The organism is Microbispora sp. NPDC004025 (assembly GCF_053604425.1).
Genome location: NZ_JBSGHN010000012.1, coordinates 119,575 through 146,083 on the forward strand (window position 1 = coordinate 119,575; position 26,509 = coordinate 146,083).

27 protein-coding genes are annotated in these 26,509 nt (G+C 73.6%); 9 read left to right on the forward strand and 18 right to left on the reverse strand.

Annotated elements, in window-relative coordinates; genetic code table 11:
* The first annotated feature begins 104 nt into the window (after nt 1–104).
* Nucleotides 105–1,541, forward strand: a complete 1,437-nt coding sequence (locus ACWEQG_RS26995) for a serine hydrolase domain-containing protein (RefSeq protein WP_452288839.1) — start codon at nt 105–107, stop codon at nt 1,539–1,541.
* 10 nt (nt 1,542–1,551) lie between these two features.
* Here the strand turns inward: ACWEQG_RS26995 and ACWEQG_RS27000 are convergent, their stop codons facing one another.
* Complete coding sequence (locus tag ACWEQG_RS27000) at nt 1,552–1,731, reverse strand: hypothetical protein (RefSeq protein WP_363463409.1); 180 nt, start codon at nt 1,729–1,731, stop codon at nt 1,552–1,554.
* A gap of 131 nt (nt 1,732–1,862) precedes the next feature.
* On the opposite strand from ACWEQG_RS27000, the gene ACWEQG_RS27005 reads away from it, so the two are divergent.
* Nucleotides 1,863–2,300, forward strand: a complete 438-nt coding sequence (locus ACWEQG_RS27005) for a helix-turn-helix domain-containing protein (RefSeq protein ID WP_452288841.1) — start codon at nt 1,863–1,865, stop codon at nt 2,298–2,300.
* A 31-nt stretch (nt 2,301–2,331) separates the two neighbouring features.
* Here the strand turns inward: ACWEQG_RS27005 and ACWEQG_RS27010 are convergent, their stop codons facing one another.
* From ACWEQG_RS27010 to ACWEQG_RS27020, 3 genes are all read right to left on the reverse strand, one after another.
* A complete protein-coding gene (locus ACWEQG_RS27010; RefSeq protein WP_452288843.1) occupies nt 2,332–3,027 on the reverse strand; it encodes a GNAT family N-acetyltransferase in 696 nt (231 codons plus the stop codon).
* Between the two features lie 209 nt (nt 3,028–3,236).
* Nucleotides 3,237–3,998: a phytanoyl-CoA dioxygenase family protein gene (locus ACWEQG_RS27015; RefSeq protein ID WP_452288845.1), complete on the reverse strand. Its 762-nt coding sequence runs from the start codon at nt 3,996–3,998 to the stop codon at nt 3,237–3,239.
* A 185-nt stretch (nt 3,999–4,183) separates the two neighbouring features.
* Entirely contained in the window at nt 4,184–5,332 is a 1,149-nt protein-coding gene (locus ACWEQG_RS27020) for an epoxide hydrolase family protein (RefSeq protein ID WP_452288847.1), read from the reverse strand.
* Between the two features lie 62 nt (nt 5,333–5,394).
* Here ACWEQG_RS27020 and ACWEQG_RS27025 point away from each other — a divergent pair, with 62 nt between their 5' ends.
* Nucleotides 5,395–6,354, forward strand: a complete 960-nt coding sequence (locus tag ACWEQG_RS27025) for a helix-turn-helix transcriptional regulator (protein WP_452288849.1) — start codon at nt 5,395–5,397, stop codon at nt 6,352–6,354.
* Between the two features lie 18 nt (nt 6,355–6,372).
* Here ACWEQG_RS27025 and ACWEQG_RS27030 read toward each other — a convergent pair whose 3' ends face one another.
* From ACWEQG_RS27030 to ACWEQG_RS27040, 3 genes are read right to left on the reverse strand one after another with little or no spacing between them, the layout of a single operon-like run.
* Complete coding sequence (locus ACWEQG_RS27030; RefSeq protein WP_452288851.1) at nt 6,373–6,510, reverse strand: hypothetical protein; 138 nt, start codon at nt 6,508–6,510, stop codon at nt 6,373–6,375.
* Nucleotides 6,507–7,172, reverse strand: coding sequence for a CatB-related O-acetyltransferase (locus ACWEQG_RS27035; RefSeq protein WP_452288853.1), 666 nt, complete (start codon nt 7,170–7,172; stop codon nt 6,507–6,509). Before ACWEQG_RS27035 ends, ACWEQG_RS27030 begins: the two co-directional genes overlap by 4 nt.
* Nucleotides 7,173–7,195: 23 nt before the next feature.
* Nucleotides 7,196–8,149 (reverse strand): sigma-70 family RNA polymerase sigma factor, encoded by a 954-nt coding sequence (locus ACWEQG_RS27040; RefSeq protein WP_452288855.1) that lies wholly within the window; start codon nt 8,147–8,149, stop codon nt 7,196–7,198.
* A gap of 114 nt (nt 8,150–8,263) precedes the next feature.
* Here ACWEQG_RS27040 and ACWEQG_RS27045 point away from each other — a divergent pair, with 114 nt between their 5' ends.
* Nucleotides 8,264–8,908 carry a TetR/AcrR family transcriptional regulator gene (locus ACWEQG_RS27045; protein WP_452288857.1) on the forward strand — a complete coding sequence of 215 codons (645 nt, stop codon included), beginning with the start codon at nt 8,264–8,266 and terminating at the stop codon, nt 8,906–8,908.
* A 55-nt stretch (nt 8,909–8,963) separates the two neighbouring features.
* Here ACWEQG_RS27045 and ACWEQG_RS27050 read toward each other — a convergent pair whose 3' ends face one another.
* Together ACWEQG_RS27050 and ACWEQG_RS27055 are read right to left on the reverse strand one after the other, a co-directional pair.
* Entirely contained in the window at nt 8,964–9,950 is a 987-nt protein-coding gene (locus ACWEQG_RS27050; protein WP_452288859.1) for a radical SAM protein, read from the reverse strand.
* A gap of 121 nt (nt 9,951–10,071) precedes the next feature.
* Nucleotides 10,072–11,151, reverse strand: coding sequence for a TetR/AcrR family transcriptional regulator (locus ACWEQG_RS27055; RefSeq protein WP_452288861.1), 1,080 nt, complete (start codon nt 11,149–11,151; stop codon nt 10,072–10,074).
* Between the two features lie 103 nt (nt 11,152–11,254).
* On the opposite strand from ACWEQG_RS27055, the gene ACWEQG_RS27060 reads away from it, so the two are divergent.
* On the forward strand, nt 11,255–12,460 hold the full coding sequence (locus tag ACWEQG_RS27060; RefSeq protein WP_452289168.1) for a cytochrome P450: 1,206 nt from the start codon (nt 11,255–11,257) through the stop codon (nt 12,458–12,460).
* A gap of 30 nt (nt 12,461–12,490) precedes the next feature.
* On the opposite strand, the gene atzF is transcribed toward ACWEQG_RS27060, so the two are convergent.
* The 4 genes from atzF to ACWEQG_RS27080 are packed head-to-tail and all read right to left on the reverse strand — an operon-like array spanning nt 12,491 to nt 19,152.
* Complete coding sequence (atzF, locus tag ACWEQG_RS27065) at nt 12,491–14,176, reverse strand: allophanate hydrolase (protein ID WP_452288863.1); 1,686 nt, start codon at nt 14,174–14,176, stop codon at nt 12,491–12,493.
* Nucleotides 14,169–17,702, reverse strand: a complete 3,534-nt coding sequence (locus tag ACWEQG_RS27070) for a 5-oxoprolinase/urea amidolyase family protein (protein WP_452288865.1) — start codon at nt 17,700–17,702, stop codon at nt 14,169–14,171. The genes atzF and ACWEQG_RS27070 overlap by 8 nt, the downstream gene beginning before the upstream one ends.
* On the reverse strand, nt 17,699–18,340 hold the full coding sequence (locus ACWEQG_RS27075; protein WP_452288867.1) for an urea amidolyase associated protein UAAP2: 642 nt from the start codon (nt 18,338–18,340) through the stop codon (nt 17,699–17,701). Before ACWEQG_RS27075 ends, ACWEQG_RS27070 begins: the two co-directional genes overlap by 4 nt.
* The gene (locus ACWEQG_RS27080; protein WP_452288869.1) at nt 18,337–19,152 is read right to left on the reverse strand and encodes an urea amidolyase associated protein UAAP1; all 816 of its coding nucleotides are present in this window, start codon (nt 19,150–19,152) and stop codon (nt 18,337–18,339) included. The genes ACWEQG_RS27075 and ACWEQG_RS27080 overlap by 4 nt, the downstream gene beginning before the upstream one ends.
* A 151-nt stretch (nt 19,153–19,303) precedes the next feature.
* Between ACWEQG_RS27080 and ACWEQG_RS27085 the strand changes: the two genes are divergently transcribed.
* Entirely contained in the window at nt 19,304–20,071 is a 768-nt protein-coding gene (locus ACWEQG_RS27085) for a TetR/AcrR family transcriptional regulator (protein ID WP_452288871.1), read from the forward strand.
* On the opposite strand, the gene ACWEQG_RS27090 is transcribed toward ACWEQG_RS27085, so the two are convergent.
* Both ACWEQG_RS27090 and ACWEQG_RS27095 read right to left on the reverse strand, forming a co-directional pair.
* The gene (locus ACWEQG_RS27090; RefSeq protein WP_452288873.1) at nt 20,003–21,550 is read right to left on the reverse strand and encodes an amino acid permease; all 1,548 of its coding nucleotides are present in this window, start codon (nt 21,548–21,550) and stop codon (nt 20,003–20,005) included. The genes ACWEQG_RS27085 and ACWEQG_RS27090 overlap by 69 nt on opposite strands.
* Nucleotides 21,551–21,668: 118 nt before the next feature.
* Entirely contained in the window at nt 21,669–22,622 is a 954-nt protein-coding gene (locus ACWEQG_RS27095) for an FAD-binding protein (RefSeq protein WP_452288875.1), read from the reverse strand.
* Here ACWEQG_RS27095 and ACWEQG_RS27100 point away from each other — a divergent pair.
* The gene (locus ACWEQG_RS27100) at nt 22,615–23,007 is read left to right on the forward strand and encodes a winged helix-turn-helix domain-containing protein (RefSeq protein WP_452288877.1); all 393 of its coding nucleotides are present in this window, start codon (nt 22,615–22,617) and stop codon (nt 23,005–23,007) included. The two genes, ACWEQG_RS27095 and ACWEQG_RS27100, sit on opposite strands and share 8 nt — an antisense overlap.
* A gap of 161 nt (nt 23,008–23,168) precedes the next feature.
* Nucleotides 23,169–23,492: a DMT family transporter gene (locus tag ACWEQG_RS27105; RefSeq protein WP_363463442.1), complete on the forward strand. Its 324-nt coding sequence runs from the start codon at nt 23,169–23,171 to the stop codon at nt 23,490–23,492.
* 57 nt (nt 23,493–23,549) lie between these two features.
* Here the strand turns inward: ACWEQG_RS27105 and ACWEQG_RS27110 are convergent, their stop codons facing one another.
* Nucleotides 23,550–23,906, reverse strand: a complete 357-nt coding sequence (locus ACWEQG_RS27110) for a YdeI/OmpD-associated family protein (RefSeq protein WP_452288879.1) — start codon at nt 23,904–23,906, stop codon at nt 23,550–23,552.
* Nucleotides 23,907–23,911: 5 nt separating this feature from the next.
* Entirely contained in the window at nt 23,912–24,325 is a 414-nt protein-coding gene (locus ACWEQG_RS27115) for a VOC family protein (RefSeq protein WP_452288881.1), read from the reverse strand.
* Between the two features lie 91 nt (nt 24,326–24,416).
* On the opposite strand from ACWEQG_RS27115, the gene ACWEQG_RS27120 reads away from it, so the two are divergent.
* Nucleotides 24,417–25,355: a helix-turn-helix transcriptional regulator gene (locus tag ACWEQG_RS27120; protein WP_452288882.1), complete on the forward strand. Its 939-nt coding sequence runs from the start codon at nt 24,417–24,419 to the stop codon at nt 25,353–25,355.
* A gap of 113 nt (nt 25,356–25,468) precedes the next feature.
* On the opposite strand, the gene ACWEQG_RS27125 is transcribed toward ACWEQG_RS27120, so the two are convergent.
* Entirely contained in the window at nt 25,469–26,479 is a 1,011-nt protein-coding gene (locus ACWEQG_RS27125) for a GlxA family transcriptional regulator (RefSeq protein ID WP_452288884.1), read from the reverse strand.
* Nucleotides 26,480–26,509: the final 30 nt, after the last annotated feature.

The following is a 26,509-nucleotide window of genomic DNA, read 5'->3' on the forward strand; positions in this document are numbered from 1 at the left end:
AGTCTAGGCAGCACATCACCCGCGTGTTCATGGCGGTTTCCCGTAACGAACGCGGCGGGTTCCCGCAATGGCGCACGGGTGAAGGGCCTCCATAGCGTCGACGGGTGCTCAAAATCGCCCTTGCCGCACTTGTCGTCGCCCTGGTCCCCGGCACTCCCGCATCGGTGCCCGCGTCGTTACCCGCGTCGGTCGACGCCTACGTCGCGCAGTACCGCGCGGCCACGGGACTGCCCGGCGTCGCGGTGGCGATCACGAAAGACGACACGGTCGTCCACGCCGCGGGATACGGCCGGACGGCCGTCGGCGAGCCCGTCACAGCGGACACTCCCATGGCGGTGGCCTCGGTCAGCAAGTCCTTCACCGCCCTGGCCGTCATGCGACTGGCCGAGAAGGGCAAGATCGCTCTCGACGAGCCGGTGCGCCGCTACCTGCCCGAGTTCACGATGGCCGACCCCAGGGCCGCGAGGATCACCGTACGGCAGCTGCTCGACCAGACCTCAGGCATGGCCGACTCGGCCTTCCACGAGAAGAGCCTGCCCCAGCCGGAGACGCTCGAAGGCGCCGTGGCCCGGCTGAGGACGGCCGTGCTCGCGACGGAGCCCGGAACCGCCTTCAGCTACCACAACACCAACTACCAGGTCGCCGCGCGGCTCGTCGAGGTGGTCGACGGCCGCACGTTCGCGGCCTACCTCACCGCGAACGTGTTCGAGCCCCTCGGCATGCGCCACAGCACGACGATCGACACCGACCGCGACCTGCCCGGCAGCGCCCGCGGCCACCTGTACGTACTCGGCCGGGCCGTCGCCGTGCCCGAGCCCACGGGGTTCGGAAACGGTTCGGGCGGGGTCCTCAGCACCGCCGGCGACATGGCCAGGTGGCTGATCGCGCAGAACGCCGGCCTCCCGGGTCTCCTGTCACCGCGGGCCGTCCGGGAGATGCGCACGCCGTCGAAGCCGAACGACCGGTACGCCCTCGGCTGGGAGATCGGCACGACCGAACGCGGCACCGCCGTGCTCGAACACGGCGGAGACCTTTTCACCTCCAGCGCCCACCAGCTGCTGATGCCGGAGTCCGGCTACGGCATCGCCGTCATGGCCAACGCCAACATGGCCTTCTCCGACGCGCACGAGCTCATGGCCGGCATCGTCGCCATCGTCGAAGGCGGCACTGCGCAGGTGCCCACCGGGCAGCCCGTGATCCTCACCGACGTGCTCTTCGCGCTGCTGACCCTGGTCACCGCCGGACTTGCGGTACGGGGCACGGTACGTGCCCGCCGATGGGCCGCGCGCCGCACGGGATGGCAGCTGTTGCGGCTGGCGCCGTATCTGGCTCCGATCGGGCTGTGCGCGACGATCGTCCCGATTCATCGCCTACTCGCGCATGGCCGCGACGCCGCATGGGTCCAGCTGGCCTACCTCTACCCGACGTTCATGGTCTGGCTGGTGACGGCCGCGGCCGCGGGCCCGGCGGTGGTCGCCGCGCGCCTGTGGAGCGCGGCTAGGCCCCGCGACCGCTCCGCCGGTGTCCGGTCCACCGCGTGAGGTGGGCGTCCTACTGGACGCCCGACTTCATGAGGACGAACGCGCCCACGATCTTCAGAGCGACGAGCGCGATGACCACGCAGAACACGATCAGCGCGGGGCGGTGCTCGAAGTGCTTGCCCTCCTTGAGCGGTGGGCGCTTGGCGACACGCTCGGCGATGCGCTCTTCGATGGGTTTGCGGTGGAACATGAACGCAGCCTACCGGCCGTGTCGCCTGCCCCTTTTCGCGACCTTGGCCGTTCATGCCCTCAGGACTCCCTAACATCCCTCGTCGGACGGCTGTATAGGGTACGTGGGGGAGCCGGACGGAGGGGAGTGGGATGCCGCAGCAGCCGTACTCGGTGGAGCAGGTGGCGAACCTGCTGGGCCTGCACGTGAAGACCGTGCGCAACTACGTGCGCGACGGGCGGCTCAGGGCGGTGCGCATCGGCAAGCAGTACCGCATCGCCCGTGAGGACCTGGAGGCGTTCCTGGGGCATCCGGCCGAGCAGCCGGCCGCCGAGGCCGCGCGGCGCCGCCGCCACGTCGAGGTCTCGAGCATCGTGCAGATCGACGCCGTCGCCCCCGACGAGATGACGACCCTGGGCAACATGCTGATGGCCGCCGCCGCGAGCCGTTCCCCCGCCGACCGGCCCCTGCGCGTCGAGACCGTCTACGACGAGGAGCGGGCCAGCCTGAAGATCATCATCGTGGGCGGCGTGGACGACACCACCGAGGTGTTCCGGCTCGTCACCACGCTGGTGAGGGAGCCCGCCTGAGCGCCGCGCCGGGATCGCGGCGGCGGGGCCGTCACGGCGTGCGGAACCCCCGGAAGGTCACGGGCCTCCGGGTGTCGAACCCGAGCCGCTCGTAGAGGGCGATCGCGCCGGTGTTCGCCTCGGCCACGTGCAGGAACGGGCGTTCGTCGCGGGCCACGACACGCGCGACGAGCGCGGCGACCAGGTGAGCGGCGAGCCCTCGCCCGCGTGCGTCGGGGGCGGTGCAGACGGCGCTGATCTCGGCCCATCCCGGCGGCCGGAGCCGCTCGCCCGCCATCGCCACCAGCGTCCCGTTCTCCCGGACGCCGAGATAGGTGCCGAGTTCGCAGGTGCGCGGCCAGAACGGCCCCGGCCGGGTCCGCGCGACGAGGCCGAGCATCTCGGGCACGCTGTCCGCGCCGAGTTCGACCACCTCGACGTCGCCGGCGACGGGGTGATCGGGCCGGCCGCCGGTCCAGATCATCTGGCGGCCTTCCAGGACGAAGACCGGCTCCCAGTCCGGTGGCGGCGCCGCCGGGCAGCTGAACATGTCGGCGAGCTCGCCCCGGCCGAGCAGCCGGGCGAGGTCGGCCCATTCCTCCGCCTCCGGGTCCGCCGTGACCGTGGAGAAGGTGGCGACCTCCGGTGGGTAGGTGGCGGCCCCGCCGAGCCGGCGGGCGAGATGCGCGTGGTGACCGCGCAGCGATTCGCCCACCGGGTCGTCCAATACGGCGGCGTCGCGGTTCACCGCTCTGCTGCACCTCTCATGTCATGCGGGCGGCCGCGCTCCCGGTTCGCTGTGGTCACGCCCGGCGGCCGGGCAGCACGGACCCGCATCTTCCCGGCGTTCAGGGTATGGCCGAGCGGCGGCTGCCGGCTCCGGCCTGCCGGATTCGGTGAGCCGGTGCGGCCCCGGGGCGTGGCGGGGCGAGAGGTGCCGGTCCGGTCGCGATCCTCTCAGCCGCCGAGGCCGAGCCGTACGGCCCGCGCGAGGGGGGTGGCGTCGCCGGGGGCCAGCGGATCGGTGAGGAAGAACGGGATCTGGGACATGAAACGCGGCCGTTTCCCGTGGTGGGGCTGGGCGGCGTGGACGAGGTGCGGATGGCACAGATAGACGTCGCCGGGCAGGCCCGTGGCGTAGGTCTCGGGGCGGTGGGAGGTCGCCTCGTCCAGCAGCGGGCCGGCGGCGAAGAAATCCAGCCCCTCCTCGCCGTGCGGCTCCAGCAGGCGGACGGTGTCGAGATGGGATCCGGCTCTGATGCGGGTGGGCGCGTCGTCGGGGCCGACCTCCGACAGCAGGACCAGCACGAGCATCGTGCGGGACCTGAGCGTGACGGTTCCCCAGGCGCCGGCCGGTCCGGGGGTGTTCTGGTCGATGTGCCAGCCGGTGTCCCCGGCGTCGGAGGGGTGGGGGAAGCGGACCGGCGTGTTGCCGATGGTGCCGCGCGGCTCCCATCCGCCCTCGCCGGCGATCAGGTCCAGCGCCTCGGCGAGGCGCGGGCTTCGCATCGCCTCCCCGGACGGGCCCTGTCCCGTCGGGTCGGGGGCCGCCCACACCACCGGCTGCGTCCAGTCCTCCGGGCGGTCGGGGGACAACCCGATCTGCCGCCACAGCTGCTCCCTGATCCGGTCACCGGTCTCGCGGGGGAAGGCCTCCTCCACCTTGAGGAACCCGTCGGAGACGAAGCGGTCGAGGTCGGCGTCGCTGAAAGCAGGCATGGCGGGACTGTAGGGACCTTCCGCGCCCGATGTCGACAGGTTTACGCCTCGTTCCCCGACCCGCCGGGCAGGGGCGGAAGTGGGTGTCGCGCCGAGCCCGGCGCCGAAGCGGGCGGCATCCCGCTCGGGCATGCGACGCGCGGCCGGAGCGCCGCCGGCGCCGCCGCCCGGCTACCGGCTCTCAGCTACCGGGCTCTCAGCTTCCGGAAGAAGTCCCGGATGTCGGTGACCAGCAGGTCGGGGGCCTGCAGCGAGGCGAAGTGCCCGCCACGGGGGAACCGCGACCAGTGCGTGACGGTGTTCGACAGCTCCGCCAGTCCGCGGATCGCCCGGTCGCCGGGGAAGTTCGCCACCCCCGTCGGCACCGGTGAGGGCGCCGGCCGCCGGCCCCAGGCCTCCGACGCGCTCTCGAAGTACAGCCGCGCGGCCGATCCCGCGGTCGCGGTCAGCCAGAAGATCGTGACATCGGTCAAGACGGTGTCGCGGTCGACGGGGGTGCGTTCCGTCCGGGTGGGGTCCCAGTCCACGAACCACTCCAGGTTCCAGGCCAGCTGCCCGGCGGGGGAGTCGTTGAGCGCGTAGGCCAGCGTCTGCGGCCGGGTGGACATCTGGGTGGCGTAGCCGGAGTGGGCGTACCACCATCTCCGGTTGCGCTCGGCCTGTTCGCGTTCCTCATCGGACAGCTTGTCCATCTCGCCGGGACCGGCCGCCGTCGAGGCGTTGACCAGCGCGTTGACGTGGACGCCGATCACGTGCTCCGGCGCGACGCGGCCGAGCTCGGGAGAGACGATGCTGCCGAAGTCGCCTCCCTGGGCGCCGTAGCGCTCGTATCCCAGGCGGCGCATGAGCTCGGCCCAGGCCCGCGCGACGCGGCCGACGCCCCAGCCGCTCTCGCGGGTCGGGCCGGAGAACGCGAAGCCCGGTACCGAGGGCGCGACGACGTGGAAGGCGTCGGCCGGGTCCCCGCCGTACGCCCGCGGGTCCGTCAGCGGCCCGAGGACCTCCAGGAAGTCGTACACCGTGCTCGGCCATCCATGCGTGACGATCAGCGGCGTGGCGCCGGGCTCGGGGGAGCGGACGTGCAGGAAGTGGACGGTCTGGCCGTCGATCTCGGTGGTGAACTGCGAGACCTCGTTGAGGCGGGCCTCGTGCGCGCGCCAGTCGTAGCCGGTGCGCCAGTGATCGACCAGCTCCATGAGGTGGTCCTTGTTCACCCCGTAGGACCAGCCGGCGCCGGGAAGCTCGTCGGGCCAGCGGGTGCGGGTCAGGCGGAGGGCCAGGTCGTCGAGATCGGCCTGCGGGATGTCGACGCGGAAGGGTTCCGGTGTGCTCATGGCGTGAAGCGTCGCGCCTATGGAGGACAGCCGCCGTCCTACATTGCGGTAATCATGGACGGATGTCGGACACCTCCGCCCGCCTGCTCCGGATGTTGTCGTTGCTGCAGGCGCGCCGCGACTGGCCGGGCGCCGAGCTCGCCGAGCGCCTGAACGTCACGACCCGTACGGTGCGGCGTGACGTGGAGAGGCTGCGCGAGCTGGGTTATCCGGTTCACGCCGCCCTGGGCCCGGCGGGTGGCTACCGGCTCGGAGCCGGCGCCTCGCTGCCTCCGCTGCTGCTGGACGACGACGAGGCGGTGGCGGTGACCGTCGGGCTGCGCACCGGCGCCGCGAGCGGCGTCAGCGGGATCGACGAAGCCGCGGTGCGCGCGCTGGCCAAGGTCGAGCACGTTCTGCCGTCCCGGCTGCGCCATCGGGTCCAGACCCTGGAGGAGGCCATGGTCGCGATCCCGCCACGCGGGGGGCCCACGGTGGACGCGGCCGTCCTCACCGCGATCTCCGCCGCGATCCGCGCCGCCGAGACGCTCCGCTTCGACTACGCCGGCCATCACGGGGGCCGGTCCACCCGGGTAGCCGAACCCCACCGCCTGGTCGCCTGGGGCCGCAGGTGGTACCTGGTCGCCTGGGACGCCGACCGGGCCGGCTGGCGTACCTTCCGGGCCGACCGGATGGCGCTGCGCACGCCCAACGGGCCCCGCTTCGCCCATCGTGATCCACCCGGCGGCGACGTGGCGGCCTACCTGCGCAGGTCGATCGGCCAGGAGATCTGGCCGTATCGCTCGCGGCTGCGGGTGCACGCTCCCGCCTCCCGGGTCGCCGGGCGCGTCGACGGGATCGTCACCCCCGTCGACGACGACACCTGCGTGCTGGAACTGGCCTCCGACTCACTCGAGCTGGTCGCGCTCGTGGCGGGCACGCTCGGGGTCGACTTCGACGTCGAGTCGCCGCCGGAACTCGCCCGTCACCTGCGCACGCTGTCGGCCCGCTTCGCCCGCGCGGCCGGCCGGCGCCGAAGGTGACGGGCCCGGGAGCGTCTTTCAGGGCTGACCGCGGGCCGGGGCGATGCGGGCCGGCGCGCCGATCTCCAGCGCCGTCCACAGCGCGCCGTCCGGTCCCGTCGTGATCGCGTACGGCCCGGCGTCGCGGCCGGCCACGGCGTGCTCCGTGATGGTCACGTGGGTCGAAGGCTCTTCTCCAGTCCGTGCTCGGCGGCGATGCGGGCGATGTCGGCGGGGGTGCCGGCCATGATGACGCGGGCATGCTCGGTCACCAGCTCCACGGGCCAGTCCCACCAGGCCGCCCGCAGCAGCCGTTCGACGTCGGCGTCGGCGAAGCGGCGGCGGATGGGCCTGGCCGGGTTTCCGCCGACGATGGTGTAGGGCGGGACGTCGGCGGTGACCACGGCGCCGGTGGCGATGACGGCGCCGTCGCCGATGGTCACTCCGGGCATGACCGTGGCCTGGTAGCCGAACCAGACGTCATTGCCGATCACGGTGTCGCCGCGGCTGGGCATGCCGGTGACGATGTCGAGGGTGCGTTCGGTCCACTCGCCGCCGAACATGGTGAACGGGAAGGTCGACACGCCCATCGTCGGGTGGTCGGCGCCGGCCATGAGGAACCGGGTGCCGCAGGCGATGGCGCAGTACTTGCCGATGACCAGCCGCTCCGGCCCGTAGGCGTACAGCACGTTGCGGTGCTCGAAGCCGGTCGCGCCGTCGGGGTCGTCGTAGTAGGTGTACTCACCGACCTCGATGGTGGGGGAGCTGACCAGCGGTTTGAGGAAGACCACCCGCTCGTGGGCGGGCAGCGGGTGCACGGTCGTGGGGTCGGGGATCACGGGGGAGTCCTTTCGAGGCGAGGTCAGGCGAGGAGGTCGGCCAGGACGCGGGCACGGGCGGGCTCGCGCAGCTTGCGCATGCCTTTGGCCTCGATCTGGCGGACGCGTTCCCGGGTCACCCCGAACGTCCGGCCGATCTCGTCCAGGGTCCGCGGCGTGTCGTCGGCCAGGCCGTACCGGTGGGTGATGACGGCCGCCTCCCGCTCGCTCAGCGTCGCCAGCACCGCCTCCAGATCACGGCGGAGCGAGGAAGCGGCGACCTCGGCGGCGGGACCGGGCGCGTCGTCGGCGAGAAGGTCGCTGAGCTCGGCGCCGTCGTCGCCGACGGGGGTGTGCAGCGAGATCGGCTCACGGGCGTGTCGCAGCAACCGCTCGACCTTCTCGGGTGTCAGGCCGAGCTCGGCCGCCAGTTCCTCGGGGCTGGCCGCACGGCCCAGCTCCAGCTGCATCACGTGCCGGGCACGCAGGACCCGGTTGAGATCCTCGACCACGTGCGCGGGGAGGCGGACCGTCCGGCTCTGGTCGGCCAGCGCGCGGCCGATCGCCTGCTTGATCCACCAGGTGGCGTAGGTGGAGAACTTCAGCCCGCGCCGGTGGTCGAACTTTTCCACCGCGCGCATCATGCCGATGGTGCCCTCCTGCACCAGGTCCAGCAGTGGCAGCCCACCCCTGGCGGCGTAGCGTCTGGCGATCGACACGACCAGTCGCAGGTTGGCCTCGACCATGTGGTCCCTCGCACGGCGGCCGCCGGTGGCCAGCCGCTCCAGCTCGCGCCGCTCGGCCGGGTCGCCGGGCCCGGAGGCGAGGCGCTCCATGGCGAGCCGGCCGGCCTCGATGCGCTCGCCCAGCTCCACTTCTTGCTCGGCGGTGAGCAGCGGGGTGCGCCCGATCTGCTTGAGGTAGTCCTTCACCGGGTCGATGTCGACGGCTCCCTTCGGATGGCGGGCGGGGCTGATGGGGAGCGCGGCTGTGGTCAAAAGCAAGTCCCTTCGGTGTCGCACGAGCCCGGACCGGCTGGCAGCGAAAAACTTATGTTCAACCTAGAAATATGTCAAGCCGAATTTTAGGTCGATTCGATGTAGAGTGGGCACATGGACGCGGAGAAGACCGGCCTCAGAGAGCTGAAGAAGCGGCAGACCAAGGAGAAGATCTCCCATGAGGCCACGCGGCTGTTCCTGGAGCACGGCTTCGACAAGGTGACGATCGCCGAGGTGGCGGAGGCGGCACAGGTGGCCAAGATGACGGTCACCAACTACTTCCCCCGCAAGGAGGATCTGGTCTTCGACCTGAGCGAGGAGTTCGTGCAGTCACTGGCCCGGACCGTGCGGGACAGGGCGCCCGGCGAATCGGCCCTGGCCGCACTCCGTCGCGCCTACCTCGCCGCGGTCGCCGAGCACGACCCGGTCATCGGCTTCTCCGGTCCCGCCTTCGCCCGGATGGTCGTCGGTAGCCCGGCTCTCACGGCCCGGCTGCGGGAGTTCCACGACGAGCGCGAGAAGGCCCTGGCCGACGCGCTGGCCGCGGAGACCGGCGCCGGGCCCGACGACATCCTGCCCCGGGCGGCCGCCGCCCAGCTCGGCGGCGTCCACCGGCTGCTGTTCGACGAGACGCTCCGCCGCGCGGTCGCGGGGCAGGACGACGCGGAGATCGCGACGGCTCTCACCGGCTACGTCGAGGCCGCCTTCGGCCTCCTGGAACCCTCCCTCGGCGGCTGCGCCGTCCGTCCCGCCGGCTGAACGGCCCGGCCCGGCCGGTACGCGGGACCGGTGGCGGCTCGGGCCGGCCGAGGAATCAGACGAGGGCGAGCTGGCGGGCGGGGGAGCGGCGCCGCCGCCAGCGCCGGGCGTCCCTGCCGATGCCGTAGGTCTCGGCGAGGGCCCGCACCTGCTCGGCGATCCGCAGCCGGTAGCCCTCCTCGGCGACCTGGCCCCTGCCGTACAGCGCCTGGTAACGCGGCACCAGACCGGGGTGCTCGCGCTCCAGCCACCGCAGGTACCACTCCCGCGCCCCCGCCGGCAGGCGCAGCACGATGGGCGTGACGCTGACCGCGCCCGCCTCGGCCGCCCGTCGTACGGTGGCCTGCAGGTGGTCGGTGGAGTCGGTGATGAGCGGCAGGATCGGGGCCATCAGCACGCCGCAGGGTATGCCGGCCTCGTTCAGCGCGGCGCAGACCTCAAGGCGCCGCTGCGGCGTCGCGGCCCCCGGCTCGACGGCGCGCCGCAGGCGGTCGTCGACGAACCCGACCGATACCAGGGCGCCGACCTGGGTCACCTTGGCGGCGTCGCGTAACAGGTCCAGGTCGCGCAGGACCAGAGGGCTCTTGGTGAGCACGGTGAACGGGTTGGCCGCGTCGGCGAGGGCCCGGATGACACCGGGCATCAGGCGGTAGATCTCCTCGGCCGGCTGGTAGCAGTCGCCGGTCAGCCCCAGGGCGACCGGATCGCCGCCCCAGCGGGGGGCGGCGAGCTCGCGCCGCAGGCGGCGGGCCAGATCGGTCTTGACCACGATCTTCGTGGCGAAGTCGGTGCCGGGGTCCAGGCCCAGGTAGCGGTGGCCGCGGCGGGCGGTGCAGTAGCCGCAGCCCGCCTCACAGCCGCGATAGGGGCTCGCGCCCCAGGCGAAGGGCAGCTCGGCGGCCTCGGGCACCCGCTCCAGCGCCGCGCGGGCCGGCACCTCGTAGCAGGTGATGCCGTCGAAGACGCGGGTGACGGCCTGCCGTTCGATGCGCGGGCGGGCTGCGGCCGCTTGACCGCCCGCACCGACGAGCGGCTCCTGCACCGTCTCATGCGCTCGGGGCCGCGCCGGGCTCGGGTCCCCCGCGCGGGAAGTGGCGTCGCGACGCATGAGGTTCAGTAGAACACGCATTCGACCGTCGCGCCAAGTGTCCACGCCCGCGCGGTCAGGGTTCGGCGGAGGCGGCGGCGTGACAGGCGCCGTACCCGTCCGCGCGGGCGACCACGCGACCCGACCGCACCCGCACGGCCGCCTCGGTCCCGTCGCTCACTGCGGTCACCCCGGCCGCCGCCGCGACGGCCCCCTCCTCGTCGTGCACCACGCGCAGGCACGGCCAGGCGGGCGCGGGCAGCGCCCGGCGCAGGCAGAAGCGCAGCTCGGCGAGGGTCAGCCGGGCCAGCGGCCCCAGCTCGCCGGGGTCGCCGGTGACCAGGACCACGGTGACCTCGCCGGCGGGCGGCGCGGCCCGCGCCGCCTCCTCCAGGGCCCCCAGGCGGTGCAGCCCGAGGATCGCCACCACGCCGTCGCGCGCGAGCGGGGCCGGTCCGCCGCCCAGCGCGTCCACCGCGGGCGGCGGCGACCACGACCCGTCGGCGGGCCGCGCGCGGGGGACGAACGGCAGATGGGGGGCGTCCCACCGGTCCCCGAGATCCAGGTCCGCCAGGGCGGCGCACGCCGCGACGACGTCGAACGGCTCGGAGAACCCGGGCGCCGCGTCGGCCATCTGGCTCGCGCCGTACAGGGTGGTCAGGGCCGTCTCCGCGACCCGCACCAGACGCCGCCCGGGCACGCCCAGGCCCTCGAGCGCGAGCCCGAGCACGATGGCGTTCAGCTTCATCAGCTGCGCGAACGGCCGGCGGACCCGCTGGTCGGCGAGCACCTCCGGCATCAGGTCCATGCCGAGCCTGGCCGGGCCTTCGGTGGCCAGCGGAAGCCGGGAGACCCAGGCGCGGGCGAACGCGGCGAGCGCCTCCCGGGCCGTGCCCGCTCCGGACGCCGCGCCGTCCACGGCGTCCACGGCGTCCACGGCGGCCTCCCGCTCGGCCAGATCGGCCAGCACCGAGAAGTACAGGGCCCGCTTGCCGGGGAAGTTGGAGTAGACGGCGCCGCGGGTGAGTCCCGCCCGGTCGGCGATCGCGTCGACCTTGGCGTCGCGGAATCCCCGCTCGGCGAACTCCTCCCGGGCGGCGGCCAGCACCCTGGCCCGGTTGCGCGCCTGAAGCTCGGCCCTCGTGAGGCGTTCCATCGTTCTCCTCGTCCGCGTACGCCCGCTTGCCGTACGGCGAGGCCCAAGATACCGTCGCCATCCAGATGACATGAACATCTGGGACTATCATTTGGAGTTGCCTGTGATCTCCCTGCCCGAGGTGGACCTCACCGACCCCGAGGTCCTGCGTGACCCCTTCACCGCGTACGGCCGAGCGCGGGAGGCCGCGCCGCTCGCGCGGCTGCGCATCCCCGGCCTCGACCCTGTATGGGCTCTGACCAGGCACGACGGCGCCAGGGCGATGCTCGGCGACGCCCGTTTCGCCCTCACCGCCGACAGCTTCATGCGCCCGCCGGTCCCCGACGACTGCCTGCCGTACATGCGGACCATGAGCGAGATGCACGGCCCGGAGCACGCGCGGCTGCGCAAACTGGCCGCCCCGGCCTTCACTCCCCGGCGCGCGGCCGAGTTCCGGCCCCGCATCGACGCCATCGTCGGCGCCCTGCTCGACGACCTGCCCGCGCACGCCGAAGGCGGACAGGTCGACCTGCTGCGCCACTTCGCCCGGCCGCTGCCGATGGACGTCATCTGCGCGCTGGTCGGCATCCCCGAACGGGACCGCCCGCACTGGCGCGAATGGGGCGCCACCGTTGCCGCCGGAGCGGGCGGGGACTTCGCCCGGGCCATTCCCGGCATCATCGCGGGTGCCAGGGCCGCCGTCGCCGCCGCCCGGGCCGAACCGGACGCGCCCGGAGGCGTGCTGGCCGACCTCGTCCGCGCCCAGACCGAGGACGGGGCCGAGGGCGGAGACCGGCTCAGCGACACCGAGATCGTCACGCTGGTCTGGCACCTGGTCATCGCCGGGCAGACGCCGACGAACCTGATCGCCAACGCCGTGGCCGCCCTGCTGTCCCACCCCGCCCAGGAGGCCGCCGTACGCGCCGATCCCGCGCTGATGCCGGCCGCCGTCGAGGAGCTCATCCGCTGGTGCGGCCCCGCACTGCTGGCGATCCCGCGTCACGCCCGTCAGGACGTCGAACTGTACGGCGTGACCGTGCCGGAGGGTGCGAAGGTCACCGCCCTGATCGCGGCGGCCGACCGCGACCCCCGGGTGTTCGACGACCCCGACCGGCTGGACGTGACCCGGGCGCCCGGCGCCGGCCACCTGGGGTTCGCCCACGGCCCGCACTTCTGCCTGGGCGCCTCCCTGGCCCGCGTGCAGACCCAGGCCGCGATCACCGCGCTGCTGCGCCGCTTCCCCGGCCTGGCCCTGGCCGCCCCGATCGACGGGCTGCGCGCCCCCGACCCCGGCACGTGGCGGCTGACCGCGCTGCCGGTGACCCTGTGACGGCGTCCCCGGCCCGCAGGGCCCGCCGCGTCAGCCGTGGACCGATCGCAGGTAGGCGCGCCACCCCCCGTACGCGGTGATGTCGGCGGCGCCCCGCAGCCCCTCCGGGGCGCACAGGAAGCCGGGCACGTTCGTGCCGTCGGCGAGTTCGACCCGGCCCAGCGTCATCGGACGGGGAAGGGCCGACAGCAGGTCGCCCAGTCCTTCGGAGGGGAGCTCCCACACCTCGCACTCGACGGCCGCGCCGCCCTCGGCGACCCGTACGAGCCCGGGTTTGGGCGGGTCGGTGGCCAGGGCGTGCAGCCGGTAGCGCGCGGCGGTGCCGGTGGTGACGAGCAGGCGGCCGCCGCGCGCGGTCAGTTCGTGGTTGAGCGGCTGTCCCGACAGGTGCGCGCCGACCACCGCCAGGCGGGCGGCCGGGCGGAGCAGCCGGGCGACGGAGGCCAGGTCGTCGTCGGCGTGGGCCCGGCCGGCCAGCATCACGCCGTACGGCAGCCCGTCCACCTGCCCGGCGGGTACGGCGAGCGCGCACATGTCGAAGAGGTTGACGAAGTTGGTGAAGCGTCCCAGGTCGCTGTTGACCCCGACGGGGTCGGCCGCGACCTGGGCCAGGGTGGGATGGCGGGGAGCGACCGGCAGGAGCAGGGCGTCGCTGTCGCCGAGCAGGGACATGGCCCGCTCGCGGAGCTCCGCCAGGCGTTCCCGGTCGGCGAACAGGCGGTGGGCGGGCAGGTCACGGGCCGCGGTGATGATGGAGGCGACGGTGGGGTCCAGGTCCGGGCCGCCCTTGTCCATGAGCGCGTCCACGAACGCGCCGACGGCGGTGTACCGCTCGGCGACGAACGCCCCCTGGTAGAGCAGCGCGGCAGCCTCCAGGAAGGGAGCGGGGTCGATCGGGCGGATCTCCACGCCCGCCGAGGCCAGCCCGCCGGCCGCGGCCTCGAACGCCTCGGCCCATCCCGGGGCCAGCGCGCCCAGATCGGCGGTGGCGGGCACGGCCACCCGCCACGGCCCAGGACGGCGGGCAGGACGGCGGGCAGGGCGCGACGCGGGTCGTGCGGAAGGGCCGGCCATGAGGGCCAGGGCCCGCTGGGCCTCGGCGATCGTGCGGGCGAAGACGCTGACGCAGTCCAGGCTCCGGCAGGCCGGGACCACTCCGCCGGTGGGGACCACGCCACGGGTGGGCTTGAGCCCGACGATGCCGTTGAAGGCGGCCGGGACCCGGCCCGAGCCCGCGGTGTCGGTGCCGAGCGCGAGGTCGGCCAGGCCGAGCGCGACGGCGACCGCCGAGCCCGAGCTGGACCCGCCGGAGATCCGCGCCGGGTCGGTGGCGGCGCGCACCGCGCCGTACGGGCTGCGGGTGCCGACCAGCCCGGTGGCGAACTGGTCCAGGTTGGTGGTGCCCAGCACGATCGCGCCGGCCGCGCGGAGGGCGGCCACGGCGGGGGCGTCGGCGTCCGGCCGGTAGGCGTAGGACGGGCAGCCGGCGGTGGTCGGCAGCCCGGCCACGTCGATGTTTCCCTTGACGGCCAGCGTCCGGCCCGCCAGGGGGAGGTGTTCGCCGCCCGCCACGCGGGCGTCCACGGCGGCGGCCTCGGCCTCCACCTCGGCCTGTGGCCGCAGGTCGATCCAGATCTCGCCGCGGCCGGTCTCGGTGATCCGGGCGTAGGCCCTGCGGGCCCGTTCCAGTGCCGTCTCAGCTGTCGTCTCAGGCATGATCGCTCCTCAGCACCACCAGCGGGGCGCCCGCCTCCACCTGGTCGCCGGGGGCGACCAGGACTCGTTCGACGACGCCGCCGGCGGGGGCCGGGACGGCGGACTCCATCTTCATCGCCTCCAGCACGACCAGCGGCTGCCCTGCCGCGACCCGCAGGCCCGGCGTGACGCCGACCTGCCAGACGCTCGCGGTGAACTCCGCCTCCACCACCTCGCAGCCCGGTGGCAGCTCCAGCTCCGTCTCGGCCGGGCCCTGGGACTGCTCCGCCCGGTCGAACTCGCCCGCCGCCTGCCAGGCCGCGCGTTCGGCGGCGAAGGCGGCGGCCTGCCGGTCGCGGAAGGCCGCGATGGACTCGGCGTGCTCGGCCAGGAAACGACGGTAGTCGGCGAGCCGGAACACACCCTCCTCGATCTTGGGTTCGAACCGCCCCGCCGCCAGGTCGGCCCGCAGTTCGAGCAACTCGCCGGCCGTCACCGGATACCAGCGGATGCGGTCGAAGAAACGCAGCAGCCAGGGGAATCCCGGCTGGAACGCGCCGCGCTGCTGCCAGCTCGACCACACCTGCGTCGTACGGCCCACGAACTGGTAGCCGCCCGGGCCCTCCATGCCGTAGACGCACAGGTAGGCGCCGCCGATGCCGACGGAGTTCTCGGCGGTCCAGGTGCGCGCGGGGTTGTACTTGGTCGTGACCAGCCGGTGCCGGGGATCGAGCGGGGTGGCCACGGGCGCGCCGAGATAGACGTCGCCGAGCCCGAGCACGAGATACTCGGCGTCGAACACGACGCGGTGCACGTCGGCCACGTCCGCGAGGCCGTTCACCCGGCGGATGAACTCGATGTTGGACGGGCACCAGGGCGCGTCGTCGCGCACTCCCGCCATGTAACGGGCGATGGCCTCCCGGGTGGCGGGGTCGTCCCAGGACAGGGGGAGGTGGACGACGCGGCTCGGCACCTCCAGCTCCTCCGTGGGCGGCAGGCCGTCCTCGAGCCGGAGCAGCTCGGCCAGCAGGTCGCGCTGCGACAGCACGGCCGGGTCGAGGTGGATCTGCAGCGAGCGGATGCCGGGGGTGAGGTCGATAACGCCGGGCAGATCCCGGACGGCGAGCGCCTGCGACAGCGCCTCGGACAGTGCGTGCACCCGCATGCGCAGGCCCAGGTCGAGCTCCATCGGCCCGTACTCGACGAGGATGTTGTCGTCCCCGCTGCGCCGGTAGGTGACGCGGGGCCGCTCGCCGGTCTCGGGCAGGCGGCGCAGCACGCCGCCGTCGCCCGGGGCGCCGACCGCGGAGGGCACGGGGACGAAGGTGACGGTGTCCCCGGGCCGCAGCTGGCCGAGTTTCCAGCGTTCCGAGGTGACGACGGTGGCCGGGCAGACGAACCCGCCGAGCGAGGGGCCGTCGGGACCGAGCACGACCGGCATGTCACCGGTGTAGTCCACCGCGCCCACCGAATAGGGCGTGTCGTGGATGTTGGAGGGGTGCAGCCCCGCCTCGCCTCCGTCGAGACGCGCCCAGCGTGGTTTGGGGCCGATCAGGCGTACGCCGGTGCGGGCGGAGTTGTGGTGGACCTTCCACTGGGCGGCGTAGAAGTCGCGGATGTCGTCGCCGGTGAAGAACTCGGGGTCGGCGTGCGGGCCCTCGACCACGCCGATCCGCCAGTGGTGCCCGAACTCGGGCCGCCCCACGGGCGCCGCGCCCGCGTGGGTGGCGAGACCTCCGCCGTGCAGGACGTCCCCGGCGCGCAGGGCCCGTCCGCCGTGGCCGCCGAACCCCCCGAGCGTGAACGTCGCGGCGCTGCCGAGGTAGGCGGGCACGTCGAACCCGCCCGCCACCAGCAGGTAGACCCGCAGCCCCGGCCCTTCGGCCGCGCCGATGTCCAGCACGCCGCCGGCGGGCACGGTGACCGGCTCCCACTGGGGGACGGGCGTGCCGTCCACCGTGACGGGCGCGGGCGCGCCGGTGACGCAGACGGTCGTGGCGTGGCTGAAACGCAGCGCCGGGCCGCGCAACGTGCACTCCAGGCCGGGCGCGCCGGGGTCGTTGCCCAGGGCGGCGTTGCCGTCCCGGAAGGAGCGGTCGTCCATCGGCCCCGACGGCGGCACGCCCACCTGCCAGTAGCCGGTCCGTCCCGGCCAGTCCTGGACGGTGGTCAGGGTGCCGGGCCGGACCACCTCGATGCGCCGGGAGTCGTCGGCGAGCCCGGCCAGGGTGGCCGTGCCGTGCGCGGCCGCCCGTACGGAGGGATCGGCCACGGCCGCGCGCAGCAGCCCGAGGTTGGTCTCGATGCCGTCGATCCGGGTCTCGGCCAGCGCCGAGGCCAGCCGGTCCAGGGCCTGGTCCCGGTCGGCGCCGTGCGCGACCACCTTGGCGAGCAGCGGGTCGTAGGCGCTGCTCACCTGCGTGCCCGTCTCCACCCAGCCGTCGACCCGTACGCCCTCGGGGAACTCGACGCGGGTGAGCAGGCCCGCGCCGGGCCGGTGGTCGCGGCTCGGGTCCTCGGCGTAGATGCGGGCCTCGACGGCATGACCGGCGGCCCGGGGCGGGTTCCGCAGCGCGGCGTGCACGTGGCCCACGTCGCCCTGGGCCAGGCGCAGCATCCATTCGACCAGGTCGACGCCGTAGATGGCCTCGGTGACGGGGTGCTCCACCTGCAGCCGGGTGTTGACCTCCAGGAAGTACGGCTCGGCGCGCACCGGGTCGTAGATGAACTCGACCGTGCCCGCCGACCGGTAGCGCACCGAGGCGCACAGACCGGCGGCGCTGCCGGCGAGCCCGGCCCGCACCCGCGGCGGCAGGCCGGGAGCGGGGGCCTCCTCCAGCACCTTCTGGTGACGCCGCTGCAGCGAGCAGTCGCGGTCGCCGAACGTGACGACGCCGCCCATGCCGTCGCCGAAGACCTGGACCTCGACGTGCCGCCCGCCCTCGACCAGGCGTTCCAGGAACAGCCCGGCCGAGGCGAAGCTCGCGGCGGCCGTGCGCTGCACGCTCTGCCAGGCCTCGGCCAGGTCATCGGCGTCGCGGCAGGCGCGCATGCCGATGCCGCCGCCTCCGCCGGTGGCCTTGAGCATGACCGGGTATCCGATGTCCCGCGCGGCGTCCAGGGCGGCGTTCAGGTCGGGGAGCAGGCCGGTGCCGGGGAGCAGGGGAACGCCGGCCCGCTCGGCGGCGGCGCGGGCGGTGTGCTTGGCGCCGAACAGGTCGAGCTGCTCGGGGGTGGGGCCGACGAAGGCCAGCCCGGCGGCCTCGACCCGGCGGGCGAAGGCGGCGTCCTCGGACAGGAAGCCGTAACCGGGGTGGACGGCGTCCGCGCCGCTGTCCAGGGCTGCCCGCAGCACCCGGTCGGCGTCCAGGTAGCTCTCGCGGGCGGGGGCGGGGCCGAGACGTACGGCGTGGTCGGCCAGGCGGACGTGGGCGGCGCCCCGGTCGGCGTCGGAGTAGACGGCGACCGTGCGCAGACCGAGGCGGCGGGCGGTGGCGATGACGCGGACGGCGATCTCGCCCCGGTTGGCGACGAGGAGGGTGTTCATCGGATCGTCATCCGCACGGGCGTGGGGTCGAAGCCGTTGCACGGGTTGTTGATCTGCGGGCAGTTGGAGACCAGGACCAGCACGTCGGTCTCGGCGCGCAGGGTGACGGCCAGGCCGGGGGCGGAGATGCCGTCCACGATGCCGAGCGTGCCGTCGGGTTCGACCGGGACGTTCATGAACCAGTTGATGTTGCTCACCAGGTCGCGTTTGCCGAGCCCGTGGCGGCTGCCCTCGATGAGGAAGTTCTCCACGCAGGCGTGCTGGGAGTAGGTGTGGTGTCCGTAGCGCAGCGTGTTGGACTCCTTGGAGCAGGCGCCGCCGACGGTGTCGTGGCGGCCGCAGGTGTCGGCGACGACGGTCATCAGCGGGGTGTGCTCGTTGGACATCAGCACGCTGCCGGTGGTCAGGAAGATGCCGCCCTGGGCGTGGACGGTGTCGGGGGCGCTGTAGCGGACGGCGGTGTCGTGCGCGTCGTACAGCAGGCAGTCGACGGCCTGGTTGCCGCCGAGGTCGGTGATGGTCAGTTCCCGCCCCGCGCGGACGATCGCCGACCAGGGTGCGCGGGCGGGCACGGTGACATCGAGTACGGGAACGTCGAGCGTGGGTACGTCGGGCACGGTTGTGGCGGGCAGGGTCATCGGGTCACCTCGGCGGTGTTGAGGAAGGCGCGGCGGCCTTCGGGGCTCGCCTGCCACAGGGGGTCGCCGGGACCGGTGGGCCGGGCGCGCCAGGCCAGGACCTCCAGCGGCGTGCAGGTGTAGGCCGGACGAGGGTCGATCGGGTGGGCGGTGTTGGCGATGAGCACGGTCAGCGGCAGCTCGGCGCGCAGGGTGACCGATGCGCCGGGCCCGGCGGAGCCGGTGAAGGTGAGGCCGCCGTCGGGGCCGACGCTGACGCCCTGGAAGAAGGAGATCGACGGGGGCAGGTCCCGGGGCTCCAGGCCGTGCTTGGCGGCGGCCAGCGTGAACAGTTCCCGCCCGGCGGGGGCGGGGCCGTGCGGCGTGCCGTCGCCGTAGCGCGCGGTGTTGCGCCGCAGGGTCGAGGTCCCGCACACGGTGTCGTGGCGGCCGGAGGTGTCGGCGACCACGGAGGCCAGCACGCGGCCCTGGTCCGACAGCAGCAGGTGGCCTTCGCCGAGGTAGGCGTTCCACAGCACCTTGACGGTGTCGGCGACGTTGAGCCGCTCCCAGGGACGGCCCTCCACGTAGAGCAGCAGGTGCGCGCAGGCGTCGCCGGCCAGGTCGGTGAGGCGCAGCTCGGTGCCCCGGGCCAGCACCTTGTGGGTGTAGCCGCCTCCGGCGACGGTTTCGGCCCACACGAGGTCGGCGGGGGCGACGCCGTCCGGCGGGGCGGGCCAGTCCGAGGCCGGGAGCACCGGCATGGTGTCGCTTCTGGTGCCCTCCTGGGCGCGGGCGTGCTCTCGCGCGCCGTACGTCGTGCTGGTCGCCATGACGCGATCTCCTGTGAGAGGGGGCAGGAATTTCTGTCGTGCGACAGAAATTAGGCGGCGCGTGTTTCCTCTCACGCGCCACGAGGTTTCCCGTCCGTTACCGAGATCGCACAGCCGCGAGAGTTCGGGGAAGGTGTGCGACGATCGTGGGGTGACCGCCCGTTCCGACCTGCCCGTTTCCCGCGTGACCGGCCCGGCGACGCCCGAATCCGGCGCGCCAGAACCCCGCGTGCCCGGCTCGGGCGGGGGTTCCGGAGGGAGGAGAGTCGGCAGGCCGCGGGCCGTCGCGCGCCCGCGCGGCGACCTGAGCCCGCGCGAGGAGATCCTCACCGCGGCGGCGGAGTTGTTCACGACGCACGGCTACGCCGCGACCTCGACGAGGGCGATGGCCGAGCGGGCCGGAATCAGGCAGGCGTCGATCTACCACTATTTCGACGGCAAGGAGGACATCCTCGCCGAACTGCTGGAGAGCACGGTGCGGCCCTCGCTGGAGACCGCCCGCGCCCTGACCGGCGCCACGCCGGAGGAGCGGCTGTGGCAGCTGTGCCACTGCGACGCCGGGCTGTTGTGCTCGGGCCCGCACAACCTGGGCGCGCTCTATCTCCTGCCCGAGGTGCGCACCGAGCGGTTCGCCGGGTTCCGGCGCATGCGCGGCGAGCTCAAGGACACCTACGGGCGGCTGCTGGCCGCCACCTCCGCCGGTGCGGCGCTGACGCCCGCCGAGCGGGCGCTGCGCACCGACCTGCTGTTCGCGCTGATCGAAGGCGTCATCCTCATCCGCAGGGACACCCCGGGCGAGATGGCGGCCGGAGTCCTGGAGACGCTGGCCGCCGCCACCGCCGACGCGGCGCTACGCTTGGCCGGTGTTGCCGACGGGGATCTGCCCGACCTGCGGAAGAAGAGCGGCGGGCCGGCGTAGCCGCCGGTAGAGCGCGCCGAGAACCACGACCGCCGCGAGGAAGAGCAGCGTGAACCACTGGAAGAACCAGTGGCCGGTGATCGGGGCGTACACCTCGGCCCTCGGCCAGGCCAGGTTGACCGCCATCGCCAGGCCGTAACAGAGCGCCAGCGCGTTGACCGGCAGGCCCCAGCGGCCCATGCTGAACAGCGGGCTGCCGTCCTCGGCGACCCCGGCCGGCGCCCCGCCCCGCCAGCCGCCGCGCAGGCGCTGGAACAGCAGGGGCCCCGTCACCATCGCGTACGCCAGGTAGAGCAGCACGATGCAGGTGGTGCCGATGGCCAGGAACGCCTCGGGAGAGGCGAAGTTGAGCAGCAGGACGGCCCCGGCGGCCACCCCGGTGACCAGCGCGGGCCCGGTCGGCATGCCGGTGCGGGGCGAGACCCTCGACAGCGCGCCCGACAGCGGCATCACCCCGTCGCGCGCCATGGAGAACAGCATCCTGGTGGCGGCGGTCTGGATCGCCATGGTCGCCACGGCGATCGCCAGCACCACGTCGGCCAGCAGCAGCTTGCCCACCCAGTCGCCCAGGCTGCTGGTGAGCACGTAGGACAGGCCCTCGGCGGCCAGCCTTCCGTCGGTCAGGCTGGGCGCCGCGAGCAGACCGGCGAACAGGATGAGCCCGCCGAGCAGCCCGGCCGCCGTGAGCGCGGTCAGGATGGTGCGCGGGGCGACCCGCCGGGGGCTGCGGGTCTCCTCGCTCAGCTCGCCCGCGCTGTCGAACCCGATGAGGACGTAGGCCGCGGTGAACGAGCCGACCAGCAGCGCGCCGACGGCTCCGCCGTGCCCGCCGGTGCTGAGCGTGACGCCGGGGCCGTGCTCGGCGTGGGTGAACAGCAGCACCACGATGAGCACCGCGCCGATGATCTCGGCGGTGACGCCGATGCTGTTGATCCGGGCGAGGACGCGGTTGTCGACGGCGTTCACGGTCGTGGTGAGCGCGAGCAGGGCGAGGCCGAGGACGGCGGCGTTGGCCGCTCCCGTGGCGGTGGTGGGCGTGGGGTCGCCGCCGACGAGCTGGAAGCCCGGCCAGATCGCGGGCAGCACGACCTGCAGGGCGAGCGCCGCGGCGGCGATCACGACGATCTGCCCGAGGATCATGATCCATCCGGCGAACCAGCCGAACGCCGCCGTGCTGAGCCGGGTGGACCACTGGTAGATGGCGCCGGAGATCGGGTAGCGGGCGGCCAGTTCGGCGAAGCACAGGGCGACCATGATCTGCCCGGCCAGCACGACGGGCCAGGTCCAGAAGAAGGCCGGGCCGCCGGAGGCGTACCCGAAGGCGAAGAACTGGAAGACCGTGGTCAGCACGGAGATGAAGGAGAATCCGGCGGCGAACGAGGCGTACCTGCCCATGCTGCGGTGCAGCTCCTGGCGGTAGCCGAACGTCTGCAGGGCGCTCTCGTCGGTGGGGGGCGAGGGAGGGACGGTGACGGCCATCGTGGCTCCGGGAGCTGGGGGGATTTCTGTCGGTTGACAGATATGTACGGCGCGGTCGTTTCCCCGTCGTCACGGGCGCGTTCATGCGCCGTAACGCATCCCTCACCGCCCGCCTGGCCTATCCGAGCACGGGGTAGTTCGCGCGGAACACGTTGTGCGGGTCACGGGCCCGCTTGATCTCCCGCAGCCGCGCGAGCGCGCTGCCGGAGAAGGACTTCGCCGCCGTGTCGCCGGGGGACAGCACGGTGTACGGCTTGCGCCCGCTGACGCAGGCCTCCAGGTCGGCCACGACCTCGGCCTGCTTGGCGCGCGTCGCATCGGCCGTGTGCGGCAGGCCGAGACCCAGCAGGCCGAGCAGGAACGGCTCGGCCAGCGCGCCGCTCGCGCCGGCCCCGCCCCCCGGCTCGGCGAGCGCCCCGCCCAGGTAGACCAGATCCAGCGTGACCATCGGCGGCGCGCCGGGTGGCCGGAGCCGGTTGATCCAGACACTGAGCCCACGCGGCGCCTCGGCGGTGATCTCCAGGAAGGCGTCGTACACCTCCCCGGTCCGGTGCTCGGGCCAGATCACGCGCCCGCCGTACAGGACCGGCACGGGATACAGCTCCAGTTCGAGGGCGGTCACCATCGCGAAGTCCCCGCCACCGCCGCGCAGCGCCCAGAACAGCTCGGGATCGGACTCGGCGGTGACCCGGCCAGGCTCGCCATCGGCGTCCACGATGTCGATGGCCCGCACGCTGTCGGAGGCGAAGCCGTACTTGCGGCTGAACCAGCCGACCCCGCCGCCCAGCGTGTAGCCGGTCACGCTGACCCCCGGCGCGCTGCCGGACAGGCCGGTCAGACCCAGCGGACCGGCCGCCGCCAGCACCTGCCCCCACGTCACGCCCGCGCCCACCCGGACCACGCGCTCCTCCGCGCGTACCTCCACCTCGTTCAGCAGGCCGGTACGCACCAGGATCAGGCCGTCCACATCGCCCGAGGCGCCGTGCCCGCTCGGCTGCACGGTCCTCCCGCGCCTGCACCACTGCGCGGCGTGCGACGGCGACACCATCACCGCCGAGTCGGCCGTGGACATCGACGTCGACTGCCCCGAGGGACTCATTCTCGTTCCGTCGCTGTTCATCACCGACCGGGTGCAGTGCGCGACCTCGGACCACTGGGCTCCGGCGATCTACTACCCGGCATCCGGGCGGTACCTCTGGGCGGCACCCTCCACTCCGAGATCCCTCGACCGGCTCCTGGGCACGACCCGATCGAGGATCCTGGCCGCGCTCACCACTCCGCTGCAGACGACCGTCGTGGCCAGGCTGGTGAGCGTCACCGCCCCGACGGCCAGCGAACACCTGGCGATCCTGCGAGACGCCGGTTTGATCGACAGCAGCCGGGCCGGCCGCACGGCCACGCACGAACTCACCGAAGCCGGACGCGCTCTCCTGGACGCGGCCTCGCCGCGACCCTGACCGGTCCGGGAGCCGCAGGTCCTCCCGGCCGGAGATGACGCCCGCCTTGGGACCACCGGTTCACAAGCTTGGAGCACCCGGTTGCCCCGCCCATGGCCTTGCGATGCCATGCCGAGTAAAATTGGGACAAGCGTACAGTTTTTGGTTTGGAGAGGTTCCCAATGGCCTGGCTCCTGCTCGTCGGCGCGATCGCCTCGGAGGTCCTGGCCACCTCCGCGCTCAAACTCAGCGACGGCTTCAGCCGCTGGGGCTGGACCATCGTGGTCGCCGTCGGCTACATCGCGTCGTTCGTCCTGCTGGCCTGGGCGCTCAAGCTCCGCATGCCCGTCGGGATCGCGTACGCGGTGTGGGCGGGCACCGGTACCGCCGCGATCGCGCTGATCGGCGCCCTGTTCCTCGGCGAGCACATGAACCTCGTCAAGGCCGCCGGCATCGCGCTGATCATCGCCGGGGTCGCCGTGCTCAACCTCTCCGGCGCGCACTGACCGTCGCCGCCCCCGCGGCACACGCTCCGCCGTCACCGGGCCGAGCCGGCGACGCGTTCAGGCGGGCCAGCGGCCCGCGGTTTTGGCGGCCCGGATCGCGGCGTGGCCTGCCGGGCGCATCCGGCCGGCGGCCGTCAGCGCCTCGGCCTTCGCGGCGTTGACGCGGGACCAGGGGCTCCGGCGGGTACGCGGCGAGTAGCGCTGCAGGTAGTAGTCGCCGTCGAACGCCCTGCGGTGGCTGTCGATCCAGCCGTGGCACAGCGCCTCGTCCAAGGCCTCGTCGAGGGTGACGGTCGTCGCGCCGCCGTTCTTCCTGGCGATCATCAGCCAGACGTCGCGGGCGCTCTCGTGGTGCTCGGCGAGCCATGCCCTCCAGGCGGCGGCGTCGTCCATGAGCAGGGCGTTGCCGGTCATCGTGGTCAGCCCCTCCGGCTCGCGAGGACGTCCATGTAGTGGTGGTTGACCATGACGCCGAGGATGTTGCCGAACGGGTCGCGCACCGAGGCGGTGACGAACCCCGGGCCGCGCTCAATCGGCTGCTCGAACGGCGTGGCCCCCATCTCCAGCAGCCGCTCCCAGGTCGCCTCCAGGTCGTCGACGGCCCAGTAGACGATCGCTCCGCCGCCCTCGGTGCTCCGGCCGGCCGGAGCGAAGCGCGCGTCGACGATGCCGAGCTCGTGCTGGTAGTCGCCGACGCGGAACTCCACGTAGGCCGGGTCGCCCTGCTCGGGCCGCTGGAAGTAGGCCCGTACGCCGAGGAACTCGGCGTACCAGTCACGGGCGGCGACGACGTCACTGGCGTAGAAGCTGATGGTGGTGAGTCCGCGGAGCATGTCCTTCTGCCTTCCGTTCGGCGGCCTGTGAGACCGATGCTTCCAGGCAAAGTGCTCACCGAATGAGCACTTTTTCTGGCATCGTCGAAGCGTGAGAGCGGATCGTCTGGTGGCCGTCCTGCTGCTGATGCAGTCGCGTGGCAGGGTGACGGCGGCGGAGATCGCCGCCGAGATGGAGGTTTCGGTCGCCACGGCCCGCCGCGACCTGGAGGCGCTGTCGGCCGCGGGCGTCCCCGTCTACCCGCAGGCCGGACGCGGCGGCGGCTGGGCACTGCTCGGCGGCGCCCGCACCGACCTGTCCGGGCTCAAGGCCTCCGAGGCCAGGGCCCTGTTCCTGCTGCTCGGCCCGGCCTCCGCGATCGCCCCGGAGGCCAAGGCGGCGCTGCGCAAGCTCGTGCGCGCCCTGCCCGCGACGTTCCGGCAGGAGGCCGAGGCGGCGGCGGACGCGGTCGTGGTCGATCCGGCCCGCTGGGGCGAGCACCGCCGCGCGCGGCCCGCACTCGTCGGTCTGCTGGAGGACGCGGTGGTCCGGCGCCGCAAGGCCCGCCTCACCTACTCCGGGCGGGAGCGCGTCGTCGCACCGCTCGGCCTCGTCGACAAGGACGACACCTGGTACCTGATCGCCGCAACCCCCGGCGGGCGACGGACCTTCCGCGTCGACCGGATCACCGGCGCCGAGGTCACGGAGGAACCGGCCGAGCGTCCGGCGCACTTCGACCTCGCGGCGGCCTGGGACGAGGTCGTCACCGCGATGGAGGCGCGACGCGCGACGACCACCGCCACCGCGACCGTCGAGGCCCGCCACCTGCCCGTCCTGCGCGGCCGCTTCGGCCGCCACTGCGAGGTGATCTCCCAGGGCGAGCGGGTCCGTGTCGCGCTCACCGCGCCGACCGCGCTGGACATCGCCCGCCAGCTCGCGGGCTGGGGTGACCTCGTCGTCGTGGAGGGCCCGCAGGCCGTCCGGGACGAACTGGCGAAGCTGGCCGTCCAGCTCACCACGTTGTACGACCGGCGGGCCCAGGACCACTAGGCCCCCTGCCGCGCTCGGCGAGACCGATCAGGACGTGAACACCGCCGAGCCGGTGGCGGCCTGTCCGCGAGGTGTCGCGACAGGCAAGTGCGGGCCGGCTCCCGTCCGTCCGGTCAGCGGGACCGCGTCCCCGTTCCTGTCGCCGGGCCGAACCGGCGCCGGTACTCCACAGGCGTGAGCCCGATCTTGCGGCGCATCAGCGCGCGCAGATTGGCGGCCGTACCCAGACCGCTGCACCGCGCGACGATCTCGAAGCGCGACTCTCCCCGCTCGATCAGGCGGCATGCCAGGGCGAGGCGTTCCCCGGTGAGCCACGCCAGCGGCGTGGTGCCCAGCTGCGCGCGGAAGCGGCGATGCAGCGTCGCCGGGCTGACCGAGGCGCGGGCCGCGAGATCCGACACCGTGAGCGGGGCGTCCAGCCGCTCCTGCGCCCAGGACAGGACCGGCGCCAGCGACTCGTCCGGCACGTCCGGCACCGGCCGCTCCACGAACTGCCGCTGCCCGCCGTCACGGTGCGCGGCGAAGACGAGCCGGCGGCTCACGGAGTTCGCGACCTCCGCGCCGTGGTCGCGGCGGACGATGTACAGGCCGAGGTCGAGCGCGGCGGCGCTCCCCGCGGAGGTCAGGATGTCACCGTCGTCCACGAACAGCACGTCCGTCTCCAGCCGCACGGCGGGGAAGCGGGCCCGGAAGGAAGCCGCCCACCGCCAGTGCGCGGTGGCCCGGCGCCCGTCGAGAACCCCGGCCTCGGCCAGGGTGAAAGCACCGCTGCAGAAGCCGACCAGGCGGGCGCCGCGCGCGTGCGCCCGCCGGACCGCGTCGAGTACGGCGGGGCGGCGCGGCACCTCGACGTCGGGACGGTTGGGGACGATCAACGTGTCCGCCGATTCGGCCGCCTCCAGGCCGGCGACGCCCGCGAGCGTGAAGAACCCGTCGCGCATCAGTGTGCGCGGCTCGGGGGAACAAAGCCGGAAGTCGTAGAGGTCGCGCCCGAGCTCGGGCCTGCGCAGGCCGAACACCTCGGTCGCGCAGCCCAGCTCGAAGGGGTTGGAGTTCTCGTCCACGATCACGACGACCCGGTGCGGACCGGCCCCCCGTTCGTCGTGCGAGGATCCTTGCGCCATGCGCTATTCCTAGCACTCACGCCGGGCGTG